This window comes from Butyrivibrio sp. LC3010, assembly GCF_000424385.1.
In the GTDB taxonomy this organism is placed as follows: domain Bacteria; phylum Bacillota; class Clostridia; order Lachnospirales; family Lachnospiraceae; genus Butyrivibrio.
The window spans coordinates 39432-54728 of the sequence record NZ_AUJU01000017.1 but is presented as its reverse complement, the minus strand read 5'-3'; the positions used below and the strand labels follow the sequence as shown (position 1 = coordinate 54728).

At 39.2% G+C, this 15297-nt stretch carries 10 protein-coding genes; 1 reads left to right on the top strand and 9 read right to left on the bottom strand.

Features of this window, described 5'->3' with window-relative positions; translation table 11 throughout:
- Positions 1–24 precede the first annotated feature (24 nt).
- Positions 25–825 (bottom strand): dihydroorotate dehydrogenase electron transfer subunit, encoded by an 801-nt coding sequence (locus G622_RS0112120; RefSeq protein ID WP_026510946.1) that lies wholly within the window; start codon positions 823–825, stop codon positions 25–27.
- 13 nt (positions 826–838) lie between these two features.
- Positions 839–2269 (bottom strand): dihydroorotase, encoded by a 1431-nt coding sequence (locus G622_RS0112115; protein ID WP_026510945.1) that lies wholly within the window; start codon positions 2267–2269, stop codon positions 839–841.
- Between the two features lie 85 nt (positions 2270–2354).
- Between G622_RS0112115 and G622_RS0112110 the strand changes: the two genes are divergently transcribed.
- Positions 2355–3086 (top strand): lysophospholipid acyltransferase family protein, encoded by a 732-nt coding sequence (locus G622_RS0112110; protein WP_026510944.1) that lies wholly within the window; start codon positions 2355–2357, stop codon positions 3084–3086.
- Between the two features lie 86 nt (positions 3087–3172).
- Here the strand turns inward: G622_RS0112110 and G622_RS0112105 are convergent, their stop codons facing one another.
- From G622_RS0112105 to G622_RS0112075, 7 genes are all read right to left on the bottom strand, one after another.
- On the bottom strand, positions 3173–4387 hold the full coding sequence (locus G622_RS0112105; protein ID WP_026510943.1) for a D-alanine--D-alanine ligase family protein: 1215 nt from the start codon (positions 4385–4387) through the stop codon (positions 3173–3175).
- A gap of 70 nt (positions 4388–4457) precedes the next feature.
- Positions 4458–6140 (bottom strand): DUF6020 family protein, encoded by a 1683-nt coding sequence (locus tag G622_RS0112100; protein WP_026510942.1) that lies wholly within the window; start codon positions 6138–6140, stop codon positions 4458–4460.
- Positions 6141–6164: 24 nt separating this feature from the next.
- Positions 6165–7823: a Mur ligase family protein gene (locus G622_RS0112095; RefSeq protein ID WP_026510941.1), complete on the bottom strand. Its 1659-nt coding sequence runs from the start codon at positions 7821–7823 to the stop codon at positions 6165–6167.
- Positions 7824–7838: 15 nt separating this feature from the next.
- Positions 7839–8627 carry an alpha/beta fold hydrolase gene (locus G622_RS0112090; RefSeq protein ID WP_026510940.1) on the bottom strand — a complete coding sequence of 263 codons (789 nt, stop codon included), beginning with the start codon at positions 8625–8627 and terminating at the stop codon, positions 7839–7841.
- 87 nt (positions 8628–8714) lie between these two features.
- Positions 8715–10262 carry a glycoside hydrolase family 9 protein gene (locus G622_RS0112085; protein ID WP_026510939.1) on the bottom strand — a complete coding sequence of 516 codons (1548 nt, stop codon included), beginning with the start codon at positions 10260–10262 and terminating at the stop codon, positions 8715–8717.
- Positions 10259–12556: a hydratase gene (locus G622_RS0112080; RefSeq protein WP_026510938.1), complete on the bottom strand. Its 2298-nt coding sequence runs from the start codon at positions 12554–12556 to the stop codon at positions 10259–10261. Before G622_RS0112080 ends, G622_RS0112085 begins: the two co-directional genes overlap by 4 nt.
- A 203-nt stretch (positions 12557–12759) precedes the next feature.
- On the bottom strand, positions 12760–15240 hold the full coding sequence (locus G622_RS0112075; protein WP_026510937.1) for a glycogen/starch/alpha-glucan phosphorylase: 2481 nt from the start codon (positions 15238–15240) through the stop codon (positions 12760–12762).
- Between the last annotated feature and the right edge of the window lie 57 nt (positions 15241–15297).

Sequence of the window (15297 nt, the reverse complement as noted above, 5' to 3'; positions counted from 1 at the left end):
GAATAATTTGAATCCGGACAAAGATCACAGTTCAAGATCATCTGCATCAAACACGGGTCCATCAGTACATATTCTTGCATTATTAACATGTGAATGCTCATCGACGTTTTTGGTCTTGCATACACATCCAAGACAGGCTCCAACACCACAGGCCATGCGTTCCTCAAGACTTAAATATGCCTTTGCAGATATTTCCTTTGCATAAGCTGCAATTCCTCTAAGCATTGGCATGGGACCACATGCGTAAATAACATCTGCCGTAATATTATTTTCTTTGCAGGCATCTATTACATTTCCTTTTGTTCCCACACTACCGTCTTCTGTTGCTATAAATAGCTCTCCATTATTCTTAAATTCATCCAAAAGAAACGTGTCTGAATTTCTATATCCCATAACCATGGTCACACTTTCAGCAGCATCATTTCCTTCTTTGCCTTTAAGCTCTTTTGCAAGTCCTAAAAGCGGCGGAACACCTATGCCTCCACCGATTATAAGCACTCTTTTGCCAGCTGCTTTATCAAGAGGAAACCCATTGCCTAAAATTCCTAACACATCTACGGATTCTCCCTGCCCGTATAGAGCAAACTCAGCAGTACCACTACCTGCTATTCTGTACACAAGCCTTAATATCTGCTCATTCTTATCATATTCGCAAATGCTGATAGGTCTTGGAAGAAGAGTTGATCTGTTATGTGTATAAACTCCTATAAACTGTCCTGGATTAGCATCCTCCGCAAGACAGGTCCTTAACCTTAAATCCATGATGTCGTTTGATAACATATGCTGGGATACAACCTCAGCAGTTATTTTTTTCTTTTTGGGCATGTTCTTCTTCCTTTCAATTCTTATAAACTATTTTTCCTGCACATATAGTGAAATGAATTTTCCCCGGTAATTCCTCTCCTATAAATGGTGAATTAGATGCTTTTGATGCAAAGCTTTCCACTTTCCAGGTTTCTTTGTCTGAAAAAATCACAATATCTGCCGGACCGCCTTCATATATTCTGCCAACCGGAAGTGCAAGATAGATATTCTCCATTGGATCCTCCATATCCGGTACAATGGCATTAAGGTTATAAATTTGGGCAGGCTGACAGGTCATTCTTGAAAGTAGTGTCATAATATCCATATGACCTTTACTTACAAGCTCTCTAAGGCCAAGCCCCAGAGATGTCTCAAGACCTATTATCCCGCTGGGAGCTTTTGTGATTTCTCTTTCCTTCTCCTCCTTTGTATGGGGAGCATGGTCAGTTGCAATGGTTTCGATAGTACCATCCACCAGACCTTCTATAATAGCCAGACGATCTGCCTCTTTTCTCAGTGGCGGATTCATCTTGGCCATGGTTTTATGCTCTATGACTGCAGAATCGGTAAGTGTGAAATGATGAGGTGTTGCCTCCGCATGTATCCCGGGATTAGTCTTTCTGGCTTCTCTTATCATCTCAACAGCTTCCCTTGTACTTATGTGCTGAATGGTAATCTCTGCGCCTGTCTCTTTAGCTATCTCAATATCCCTTTTTACCATTTCAATTTCAGCTTCTCTTGGAGATCCTTTTATTCCTAAGGCATCCGCAGCTTCTCCGGCATTGATACCGTTATCTGTAATAAAGGACGGATCCTCTTCATGAAGACTTAGAACTTTTCCCAGTTCCTTTGCCTTTAAACAAGCTTCTCTCATAAGTTTCTCGTCAATTACAGGCTTTCCATCATCAGTGAAAAGGACAACTCCTTCCTTTAAGAGAGCCTCCATATCCGTAAGTTCTTTTCCGTCCATCCCTTTAGTGATGTTTCCACAGGTAAAGACTCTGATACCTGTCTGTTCACCTTTTTTTAGTGCATATCTTATTGTCTCCGGATTATCCATGGACGGTTTTGTATTCCCCATCATTACAACAGATGTGAATCCACCTTTTTTTGCAGCTTCGGCTCCGGTATTTATATCCTCTTTATCGGTAAATCCGGGATCTCTGAAATGTACATGTGCATCTACAAGGCCTGGAGCAACAATCATTCCTCCTGCGTCTATTTCATCCAGCTTTGGTCCGCTAAAATTATCCGCATTAAACCGGTTATCTGCATTATCCTTATAACCTGCCTGCTCAATGCCCATCTGCATCATGCTAAGGTATGATAATGCTTCACTTGCCATGTCATCAAGTGTACCGCAAAACCCTATTTTGACAATTCTTCCATCGTTTATCAAAATGTCTCTGTAACCATCGATCCCACTTGCAGGGTCGATCAATCTTCCATTCTTTATTAGAAGCATATTGTTTTCCTTTTCTGAATTCTTATTCCTTATCGTATTGTGGTATAATATAACATCATACTATATGTTTGTCGGAGATTCATTCATGATACGTTTAATTTTAGTTTTTTTATTTTTGCTTGTATTTCTGCTTTGCAGTATTCTTATACAATTTGTTCTTTGGATAATTGGTAAGTTCAACATTGATATTAAGAAAAAAACATCCCTTCGCATAGTTAGTTGGGCTTTTAGATGTGTAGCATTCCTGGCAGGTGCCAAACTTACCGTAATAGGAGAAGAAAACGTTCCAAAGGATAAAGCAGTTCTATATGTAGGAAATCATAGAAGTTACTTCGATATTGTTCTTAGTTATTCCAGAGTCCCAAGACTTACAGGATATATAGCCAAAAAAGAAATCATCAAGGTTCCGGTTCTATCCCAATGGATGAAAAACATGGATTGCCTCTTCCTGGACAGATCTGATATAAGACAGGGACTCGAAGTTATCCTGTCTGCAATTGATAAGGTCAAGAATGGAATTTCAATCACAATATATCCTGAAGGAACACGAAACGGTACAGACGAGATGCTTCCATTCCATAAAGGAAGTTTTAAAATTGCTCAGAAAACCGGTTGTCCTATAATTCCTATGACCATAAATAATTCCAATGCGATCTTCGAGGATCATCTTCCTTTTATTAAGAGATCACATGTGGTTCTCGAATATGGAAAGCCTATATACATAGATGGCCTCTCTCCAGAGGACAAGAAGAATATCGAAACTTATTGTCACAATTTAATTCAGGAAACATATCAAAAAAATAAGGCGTTGGTATAACGCCTTATTTTTTCGCTCCTGGTATCTTGTCTTGATGACTTTTGATTTAATTACGAATCATCCAGCCAAGACACTCGTAAAGAAAATCACATTTTGCTTCCCTTAGAACCACCACCAAGCTTAACTCCTTCAAGAACGTTAGTCTCAAATGAGAATACAAGCTTATGGTTCTCACGATCCTGTTTAATTGCAATTTCTATCATATCATCAAGCAGCTGAGAATACTTCTTTCCAAGGGGCTCCCATAAATAGAAAGATAATGATCCCGGAATAGTATTGATCTCGTTGAGGTAGATTTTTCCTGTCTCCTCATCCAGCATAAAGTCTATTCTTGAAACTCCGCTGCAGCCAAGACACTTAAATGCATCTACAGCCATTCTGCGAACTTCAGATCTCTGCTCATCAGTTATATTTGCAGGTATTTTTCTCTTAAGGCTTGCCATACCCTTGGATCCGCCACTCTTTGCTCCGCCTGTCTTTGCTCCCTTTGAACCTGAGCCACCGATATATTTATCCTCAAATGATAAAATATCATCTGAATTTACAGGCTCTTCACATTCTGACGCCTCAGCATTTTCATAATCACCAAGGACTGAACAGTTGATTTCCTTAAGTTTAACGATAGCAGGCTCAACCAGAATTTTCTTTGAAAACTCAAATGCCAGCTCAAGAGCCTCGGTAAGCTGCTGTCTGTTTCCGGCCTTGGATATTCCGATACTTGAACCAAGATTTATAGGTTTAATGATCACAGGATACTTGAAATTCGATTCAATCTTATCCATCAAACCTTCAGCATCCTCATAATCTGTCCAGGTATAGCACTTGCAATCAAGAACAGATATTCCATTGTCCTTGAGCACTGTCTTCATTACATATTTATTCATTCCAACTGCTGAAGAAAGAACATCACAGCCAACAACAGGAAGTCCCAATGTCTGTAAAAATCCGGTAAGAACTCCGTCCTCTACGTTAGTTCCGTGTACGATAGGAAAAGCAATGTCCACGCTGGTAATGATATTATTACCAAACTTCTTCATTGGATAACGGACAAGATTGACTTTGTTTCCTTCTTTTATCCAGACAACCTTGGTGCTCTTGTTTAAAAGCTCCGGAATATGTGTATACTCCTCGATCTTATCCATGCTCTCACCAACATAGAAGTCATTATCCTTGGTCATGTATACCGGAATAACATCATACTTATCTCTATTTATATATCCTATAGCCTGAATAGCTGAGATGATGGAAATCTCATGCTCTGTACTTTTTCCTCCAAAGAGAACTGCAAGCTTTAATTTCAAAATTAACACTTCCTTTCAAAAACATCTTTTAAAGTCATACACCAAAAGTATAGACTTATCTGCAAAAATTTCAACTTCTTTTATTTTTAACCCCAGCCATGGCAAGTATGATCGGTGATGCGAATATCAGGCATAGCGCGTATCTACTGTAATTCATCGGACTGACAACCAAAAACAACACCGATACAAAAAGCGGTACCAAGATAATCAGCTCAGGTCGCTTTCTGCCATTTTTGTTTAGTACTTTTTCTCTAATAACCATATAATAAAATAAATAAACAGGTATCCAGAAGGAGTATAGTACCTGAGAGAAAAGCAGCCTTATTACCGGCAATAGTGAAATCTTATAATAAAGCGAGATCAGTCTGTCTCCCAATACTCTGGGTAATATATGATGTATTTCCCCAAAAACTCCTGCTGCCATAGGAATATCCCCAAAAACCTGTATTCCGGCTCCGGGAGAAAAGAAATTCCCACAGATAGAAAATGTAGCTCTCAGATATACTATAGGATGTCTCAGTCCCATCCTGAACCATAACTTTAAGTATTCACTTATGTCTCTGTCACTTGCACTGAGTTTAAATGTATCTTTTACAGGATCTGTAGCTTCAAAAGAGAAGTTCTCCTTTATTTTTTCATAATCCAGAACAGCATCAATAATTTTCTTATCTTCTTCTGTAAACTCCTCTTCGTTATCACGGACAAGTCTTGCAGTCTGATGGAAGATCGTTCCATAAAGTTCCTGCTTACCTCCCGGATAGACATTTAATGCAGGGTATACAACCTTTGGAAATATTACAAACCATACTACCATGCTGATCATTGAAACCAGAATTATTTTGTACCGGTTCCTGTCTTTAATAAAAAGTGTGGCAATGCCTGTAAATAGCACTACATAAACGCCGGTATTCAGAGTCACGCAAAGCATCAATAATATCAAAAGGAAAAGTATCCAGGATTTTGCTGGTTTACTATCCATCCCTGCAAAATATCTATAAAGACTATAGATGAAGAGAATAAACAGCAGACTATGCATAGTGTTTTTCAACATGCAGATCATGTACATCGGTATGAAAGGCATGAACATAAAAAATACTCTTACTGCTTTGATCAGATATCTTCCATTATTTGTCTCTGCATTATTGTACAAATCATCCAAAATACCGGAAATCAGAATTGCACCAAGTGCCATCTGACATAATATGTATAATAAAAATCCGGCTGTTGCGCTTCCGAAGAATCTCCCGATTCCTATAAAAAATGAAAAGATGAAAGTTGGAACTATCGGATGATGGGCATTAAGAAAGACATTTACAGTCTCCTGTCCTTCAATAAATCCAAACGGAACAGGTGCCACACCGTCAAAAAAGTCATTAACCTGATTTACTGTATCATAGTTCGCTACACCGGGAAGAAAAATTATAAGATATGGAACCCACGCCAAAAACATCATAACAGCCTGCTTTAAACGGGAGATCTCCACAGATGATGAAGCTGTTGCTTTTGATTTTTCATTACTAACCAGAAATTCTATTATTCTTACTGCCGCATAAAACATAGCTGTATACACAAAAAACAGGACTATATATCGACGTACAATAAACCTGTCCAGAAAAAGATGATCGTCTACAGCATTTTTGTTAAATACAGTTATCAGGGACATAATAACAGAAAAGGCAGCATCCAATGCTACCGCCTTTTCTCCTCCACCAAAGAGTGTCCTTTTTAAAATAAGACTTTTCTCCTGCTTCATTTTTATCCTTACTGTTCTAAAATTTTAGAGATAATTGTCCGGAAGATCATTTTCCAAAAGAATAACCTTTTGCTTACCTGCATCAATCTCATACATAAGATCTGTTGCTTCCTTAAGACCTTCCTTTACAAATAACTTATCTTCTGAAAAGCCTGCTTCCAAAGCGCCTTCCCTGATGGGCTTTGTGTGCTCACTGCCCACTAAGATTATATAGTCTGCGGCTTCTGCTGCCTGCTTTCCAAATTCCTTGTTGTATTCAGCTTCTTTTTCACCAAGTTCAACCATACCCGGTGTAACAAGAATCCTTACACTATCTTCAAATTTTGACAATGTGTCCAGAGCTCTCCTTGCTCCCATAGGATTTGAATTATATGCATCATCAATTATACTAATATTTCCATGCTTCTTAAGCTCTTGTCTGTGCGGAGCAGGTGTAATCCTTCGTACTGCCATTTTAAGTTTACCCATGGGAATCCCCATCGTATGTGCCATAGCAATAGCACCGGTAACATTTGTGACATTGTGCTCGCCTAAAAGCTTCATTGAAAAATCTGCCGTATCCCCGTTAGGAGCTGTAACGGTAAAGCTCGCGCCATCAGATGAATACTTAACATTCGTAGCCCTGTAATCACATACCTCACTAATACCGTAAAGGATGACATTTTTATGGCGAATGTTATTTCTTATCAGTTCATTATCACCATTAGCAAATTTTAATCCCTGGCTGCTCTTCTCCTGGACTGCGTCAAAAAGTTCGAGCTTCGTATCAACAATATTCTCTATAGAATGAAATGTCTCCAAATGCTGCGGTCCAATCGATGTAAGCATTCCATCGTCAGGATGAACTATGTCCGTGATTTCCTTTATATCATGAACATGTCTTGCTCCCATCTCACAGATAAATATTTCATGCATCGGTGTAAGCTGTTCACGTATAGTACGCACAACTCCCATGGGAGTGTTATAGCTCTCAGGAGTCATAAGAACTCTGAACCCCTCTGAAAGCAAAGTCCACAAGTAATACTTTACACTGGTCTTACCATAGCTACCGGTAATACCTATAATTCTGATACCGGGATGCTCTTTTAAAATTCTCTGAGCATCATGTATAAACCAGTCATTTACTTTCTTCTCAATTGGTTTGTTGATTAAATTAGCCAGCGCAACAACAAGCGGAAGAAGTCCGACATATATAGCAATAAGCAGGAAAGCCACTCCTCTTCTTCCATTCGTATCAAACGTGAAATTGGTCACACTATTCTTAGTCGCAATAAAGAAACCTGAAAGAGCTTCTTTTGATGTAACAAGAAGGAACACCGCTGATACTGCAAATATAATTAACAATACAGCATAAGTAACAAAAAGCCTCTGTACTCTTTTAGTAATCACAAACTTCTTCTTTGCCTTATGCGGAATATACTGGAATATAAGAAAGATCAGAAATACCAGCGACAGGATTCTTATTAATCTTGCAGTGCTGTTACTTCCCAGAAATCCGGCAATTATCGTAAGGAATAAAAATCCGACATGTAATCCGTATCGCTGCGGTTTTGACCTAAGATACCTGAAATATCCCTGAAACTGATAGGATGAAAGCTGTAGCATATGAGTATAATGTCTAAGTCCAAGTACTACCACTGCCAGATAGGCAACTAAATATATAACAGAAATAAAAATATTCATTTGTTTTCCTCGGTTCTACATTTCAATCTTCAGGAAGCTTCCCAAGATTTTGTTATACATATATTGATTATCTAAAAACGAATAATGCCCTGCTCCCGGTATAACGGCGAGCCCTGCTTCAGGCATAAGCTCCTCCATCTTCTTTCCATCAGAGAGAGGTGTTGCAGTATCCTGATCCCCCCAGATAAGTAAAGCCGGCATATTTACACTTGGCATATATTGGGTAAGGTCCTCATTAACAACCTTTACCAGACTTCCTCTCATCACAGGTGATGCAGCTGCATAGTCTGCTGATCCGAATTTCTTTTTCAGATTTTCCAATGTATTAGGGAATGCTTTGGCTATACCGGTTTTTATCAAAACATTTTTATAGAACTTATACCGTTTCGTTCTGCCTGACTGTTTTCCTGATGGTACAGGCTTTATACCTGCACTATCCGTAAGAATCACTCTCGGAATCCTAAATCCAAGCTCCTCTTCAGTCTTTGTTCCTATCATTTTTATTATGACTCTGCCGCCCATTGAATGGCCCAAAAACATTATTTCTTTCTCATCAGGGTAAAGCTTCTTAATAAAATGGATAACAAAAGTCACAAAATCGCTGACTTCCCATGAGTCTTTTGGCTCATCGCTTTTTCCAAAGCCTGGCATATCCATTCCAACTACATGGTATTTTTTTGAAGCAAATCTGAATATTCCGTCAAAAAGATCCACGTTTGAACCCCATCCATGTAGCAGAATAAGCAGCGGTCCCTCGCCTTCATCCCTGTAATATATTTTTAAACCATCTATTTCTGTGTTCATAATATTCCTCTGTGTATAAATAATATACCCTAAACGATATTGCAAAATCCGCGGATACAGCAGTTTTCATAAGAACATAATACAGTATTATTCTTTAATCACACTCAACATAAAAATAAATTTCGCATTAAGCAGCGGCTGGTTCATTATTCCCAGAGCTTCATCAGAGTCCTTATAGGTTCTCTCAGTAGTATCTGTTACATAATTAATAGCCTCGGGATTTCTACCCATAAGGTAATGCGCATGATTTTCTATAATAGTAGTATACTCATAATTATATATTATATGATCCGTAATTGTTATAGTTCTCATATCATCCAGAAGCTGCTCATGGTCTTCACTTGTTACCATATACTCAGAGCTCCTTGCAGCATCAACAATATCTGTGGTTTTTGCCATCAAAAGCTTCATTATTTTAGAACATACATCTACATTCACTTTCTGATTTGTAGAAATATAGGTTATGCCTCCAAGAAATATATCTTCATTACTTCTAAAAAGAGACTCAAATCCATCTGACCCAAAATAAGATGTAAGAACCTGCTCATAATTTGAAGCACCTGTGGCCCTATACAGCTGCGCTGCTGCATAAAAACCCTCAGCATTTTCTCTTACATTTTCTTTACCTGCATAAAGATTGTATGCTCTGTCAGCACATTTTAAACAATTGGTGGCAAAATCAGAATCATAGCTCTGATATAAATAACTAAAATCAGCCAACAGCGTGGCAAATCTTATTGTCGCTTCCATTGTAATGGGAGTTATCTCGACTTCTGCCTGCATTAAGTCATCAGATTCATCTCTTATAGTAAGGGCAGAGCCATAAACCCCGCCTGTTCTCTCATCCTGCATTTTGATGAGCCAGTCAACCTCATATTTTACCTCATCAAGAAGATCCGGTATTCCATTTCCACTTTCCGGTATTCCTGAATCATCTGTAATAGCATTTGGATTCATCTCATAAGCAAGAAGCAGATTTTGAGCTATCTTGCATCCAAGTACTGTATCTCTGTCAGCCTGAGAATTAAGGTGCCATCCCCCGGAAACATCCAGCTTCCTGGCCGGATTCTCCTGAAGATGAGCCTCTGTTGTATGGCATGCCGCATGTGCTTCTTCACCGCTAAATTCCTCAGAGATCAGCATCCCACATCTGTTTTTGTAATACTTTTTACAGGCTTCATTAAAAATGTCATCGTACAGATCATTCTGAATTCTAAAGGCATATGAACTTCCAATCTTATCAGCATAAATATAATAAGATCCATCCTCTATCAGGTCAGAAAAATAGCCTTCTTTAATTTCAACACCTTCATCATCGTGATTAGTTGTCCTCATCTGACCTGTATATTCAAGTTCATTATCCAGATTATAAACATAAAACTTATCAGGAAGATCATTACCTTTAAATATTACTGCCTTCTCGGCACCGGTTCTATAGCCGTTCTGATCCACTAAAGCACTTGGAATACTTACAGGAACATCATATACGACATTTAGAGCAGGCTCGCCTCCCTGCGTATCCTGCTCTGTCACCATTTTATCATTTTGATCAGCTTTGGCGCACCCACACAACAAAGCTGTCATCATCAGAGCCGCTAAAGGCCCTTTAATTCTATTAAAATTAATTCTTATCATTTCTTGCCTGCGCGATTGTAATTAATCAGACAGCCATCCAATATAATCTCGCGTTCGTTATCTGTAAGATCTCCAAGAGTCATTGTAAACTCTGTAAGCTTTCCTTCTGATACTGCTACTGCCTTGATCAATTCAGATTTTTCTTCAACCTCACTTCTGATATTCGGAAGGAATATGAAATCGAGATTTTTAAACGGAAGATCTCCTTCCTTAATAACCAGCGGAAGCATTCCCCAGTTGATAAGATTTGAACGATAGCGCTTTGTAGCATACTCATTAGCCACATTTGCCCATCCACCGAGAACCTTCTGGCAGGATGCTGCCTGTTCTCTTGCAGAACCATCACCGGGTTTTACAGCAAATATTGTTGATCCAATTCCTGTATTTGATGTAGCAACATCAGGATATGAAGCCAGTACAGCTTTTACAGCCTCTTGTACATCACTACTCATATCCTCAAAAGGAATATCCTTAAGTCTCTTCTCTTCCTGCTCATGAATTTCCTTTGCTCTTCCTACGTATTCAGGATCCTTTCTTGAGAGTGTAAACTCTGCAAGACCAATAGGATTAGATCTGTAGGATGATGTCTCTCCTGAAGGAATAAGCTCATCTGTTGTAGTAACAGGATCATGAATCTCAGAAACAACCTTAAGAAGAAGATTCTGAGGAAGCTCTGACATTTTAGGCCAATCCTTGATATTTGGTCCAAACTGCAGCTCTGCATTTGGATCTGCAACACCGTGAGAGTCAAATACACGGTTTGCATATATTTCCTTATCGAAATGATAAGTGTATTTGTTAAATTTACCGTCAAAAGCTGTAGCAGGTGTAAGAACGCCCTGATTTGCTGCTGTTGCGGCAATTGATCTGGCATCCATCAAAGCTACAGATGCAATCTGGCCATTCTGAACCTTGGATCCCTCACGGTTAGGGAAGTTTCTGGTTGAATGACGTATACTGAATGCGTTATTTGCAGGAGTATCGCCCGCACCGAAACATGGTCCGCAGAATGCAGTTTTTAATATTGCACCTGTTTCAAGAATCTTAGCAGCAACACCGTTCTTCACTATTTCCATGAATATAGGAGTGGAAGCCGGATATACGCTAAGTGTAAATCTGTCATTTCCCGTAAATCTGCCTTCGAGTATATCGGCAGCTGCACAAATGTTCTCAAAACCGCCGCCTGCACATCCGGCTATAACACCCTGATCAACCATAAATTTTCCGTTTCTGATCTTCTCTTTGAGTGAATACTGGATCTTGTCTCCAAAGCTTACTTTTGCACGCTTCTCAACATCTGCAATAATATCCTCAAGATTAGCATTTACTTCATCGATCTCATAGGTATTGCTGGGATGGAAAGGCATAGCTATCATTGGTTTGATTGTAGAAAGATCAACCTCTACAACTCCATCATAATATGCAACTTCTCCGGGCTTAAGTTCTTTGAAATCGCCGCTTCTTCCGTGAATTTCATAGAAATTCTTAATCTCATCATCTGTTTGCCAGATAGATGAAAGGCATGTTGTCTCAGTCGTCATAACGTCGATTCCAATACGGAAATCAGCGCTGAGATTTTTCACACCGGGACCTACAAATTCCATTACCTTGTTTTTAACATAACCATCGCCAAAAACTTTTCCGATAATAGCAAGTGCCACATCCTGAGGTCCTACCCCATGCATCGGTTCACCGCTAAGATAGATAGCAACAACACCGGGCATTGAAATATCATATGTCTGGCTAAGAAGCTGCTTTACAAGTTCCGGTCCGCCTTCACCCATGGCCATTGTTCCAAGTGCACCATACCTTGTATGTGAGTCGGAACCAAGTATCATCCCGCCTCCTGTCGCAAGCATCTCTCTTGCGAACTGATGAATTACTGCCTGATGAGGCGGTACATAAATTCCGCCGTATTTCTGGGCAGCTGTAAGACCATACATGTGGTCATCTTCATTTATTGTTCCACCAACTGCACAAAGAGAATTGTGACAGTTAGTAAGCACATATGGAATAGGAAATTTCTCCAGTCCTGACGCACGCGCTGTCTGAATAATGCCTACGTAAGTAATATCATGGCTTGTAAGCTTATCAAATTTGATTTCAAGCTTATCCATGTTTCCTGATGTGTTATGCTTTTGTAAAATACCATAAGCAATTGTGTTTTTCTTTGCTTCTGCCTTATCAATCTGCTTACCAAGCTTTGCGCTAACAGCTGCTCCGGCACCATCTGTATCCGGTATCAGATCCGTTCCGTTAACTAAAAATGCGCCAGTTTCATACGTCTTAACCATTAAATCTCCTACCTTTCTGCTTAAATTATCTACTCCCACGTATTATACTTTAATATGCTAAATTTGTGTACTTTTTTATTACTGTAGTGTCATGGTTTCTGTTCATAAAGCTATGAGCACCGTAAGGTGTGAACAGCCTTACCAGGTACTCTAAAAAGAATTAAGCCGGCTGGATAACCAACCGGCTTATTTTACCCTTTGTTTCAGCTCTTTGATAAATCAAGCTTATCAATGTGCCAGATTTCATCAACATACTCCTGAATTGTTCTGTCAGAAGAGAATTTTCCACATGATGCAGTATTAAGTATTGCCATCTTAGCCCATTTTTTCGTATCTCTGTAAGCTTCAGAAATTGCTCTCTGGGCTTCGATATATGACTCGAAATCCTTGAGGATAAAGTACTGATCAGCCTTGTTTGAATTATAGGTATTCAGAAGTGAGTTAAACAAAGGTCTGAAAAGTTCTCTATCATTTGAGAACGTCCCGTCAACCAAATGATCCAATGTCTTCTTTATATTTGGATCTCTTTCATAAATCTCTCCGGGATTGTATCCTCCATTCTTTTCAAATGCAATTACTTCTTCTGATGTGAGACCGAAGATAAACATGTTCTCATCTCCAACCTCCTCAAGCATCTCTACATTTGCTCCATCAAGCGTTCCAAGTGTAATGGCGCCATTTAACATCATCTTCATGTTACCTGTTCCGGAAGCTTCCTTACTTGCGGTAGAAATTTGCTCTGAAATATCAGCTGCAGCAAATATCAGTTCAGCATTTGATACTCTGTAATCCTCTATAAATACAACTTTCAGCTTGCCATTTATTGAAGGATCGTTATTAATTACATCTGCAACAGAATTTATAAGCTTGATCGTGAGCTTCGCAGTCTGATACCCAGCTGCTGCCTTGGCTCCAAATATATATGTCTTTGGAGTGTAATCCATATCAGGATGTTTTTTAAGCGTATCATACACATACATAACATGAAGTATATTAAGAAGCTGTCGCTTATACTCATGAAGTCTCTTAACCTGCACATCGAATATAGAATTGGGGTCAACATCTATACCGTTGTGCTCCTTAATATATTTAGCCAGACGTATCTTATTGGCATGCTTGATCTCCATGAATTCCTTCTGGGCTTTTTTATCATTTGCAATATCCTTAAGCCCCTCAATAAGTGATAAATCTGTAATCCAGTTTTCACCTATTTTCTCAGTAACCCAATCCGCAAGGAGAGGATTTGCATGCATAAGGAAACGTCTCTGGGTAATACCGTTTGTCTTATTGTTGAACTTTTCGGGATACATCTCATAGAAATCCTTAAGTTCTCTCTTTTTCAGGATTTCTGTATGGAGTCTTGCAACACCATTTACCGAATGTCCGCCCACAATGGCAAGGTGAGCCATCTTTACCTGATTATCATACAAAATGGCCATACTTCTAATCTTACCCTGCACATCGATGCTTGGAAGATTTGAATACTGTCTCATGATCTGATCCACAAATCTTCTGTTTATCTCATCAACAATCTGATAAATTCTTGGAAGCAGTCTCTGGAAAAGGTCTATCGGCCATTTCTCCAATGCCTCAGCCATAATAGTGTGGTTAGTATAGCAGCAGGTTTTCATTGTAACGTCCCATGCTGTATCCCATGAAAGGAAATACTCATCCATAAGAAGTCTCATAAGCTCTGCAACTGCCACAGTCGGGTGAGTATCATTTAACTGGAAAACTGCTTTTTCATAGAACTTGCTGATATCATCATGGCGTCTCAAATATCTCTTAAGTGCAGTCTGAACTGATGCAGAAATAAAGAAATACTGCTGCTTAAGTCTCAGTTCTTTTCCGGCTATATGATTGTCATTGGGGTAAAGAACCTCGCAGAGCTGACTGGCAAGATTTTCCTGCTCAACCGCTTTCTGATAATCGCCCTTGTCAAAGGAATCAAGCTCGAAGCAGTTGATTGGCTCAGCATCCCATATTCTCAAGGTATCAACCACACCATTGCCATAACCAACTATAGGAAGATCGTAAGGAATCGCACGTACTGACTGATAACCTTCCTGCCTGAATACATTTCTGCCCCTGTCATCAACGAAAACATTTACATACCCGCCAAATTTTACTTCCTTGGCATATTCAGGTCTTCTCAGTTCAAACGGATTACCATTTTCAAGCCAGTTATCAGGCGCTTCAACCTGATATCCATCTATGATCTTCTGTTTAAACATTCCATATTTATAACGTATTCCACAGCCATAAGCCATATATCCCAGTGAAGCAAGGGAATCCAGGAAGCATGCTGCAAGTCTGCCAAGACCGCCATTGCCAAGTGCCGGATCAGGTTCCTGATCTTCAATAACATTAATATCAACCCCCAGCTCATCAAGAGCTTCCTTAACCGGTTTGTATGCCTGCAAATTGATGAGGTTATTACCAAGTGCGCGTCCCATCAAAAATTCCATTGACATATAGTAAACAATCTTTGGATCCTGTTCGTTTGCCGCCTTCTGGGTTGTCATCCAATGATCAACAATCGCATCTTTAATTGCATAGGCAGATGCCTGGAAAATTTCCTGAGGTGAAGCCTCTTCGATAGTTTTACGATACAACGTTTTTACATTATATAAAACGCTTCTCTTGAATAATTCTTTGTCGAATGCTAATGGTTTTTTCTTCATCATTTCCCTCCTCTAAGAAAAGAACAATACATTGACATTATAACGTAATATCGCTCA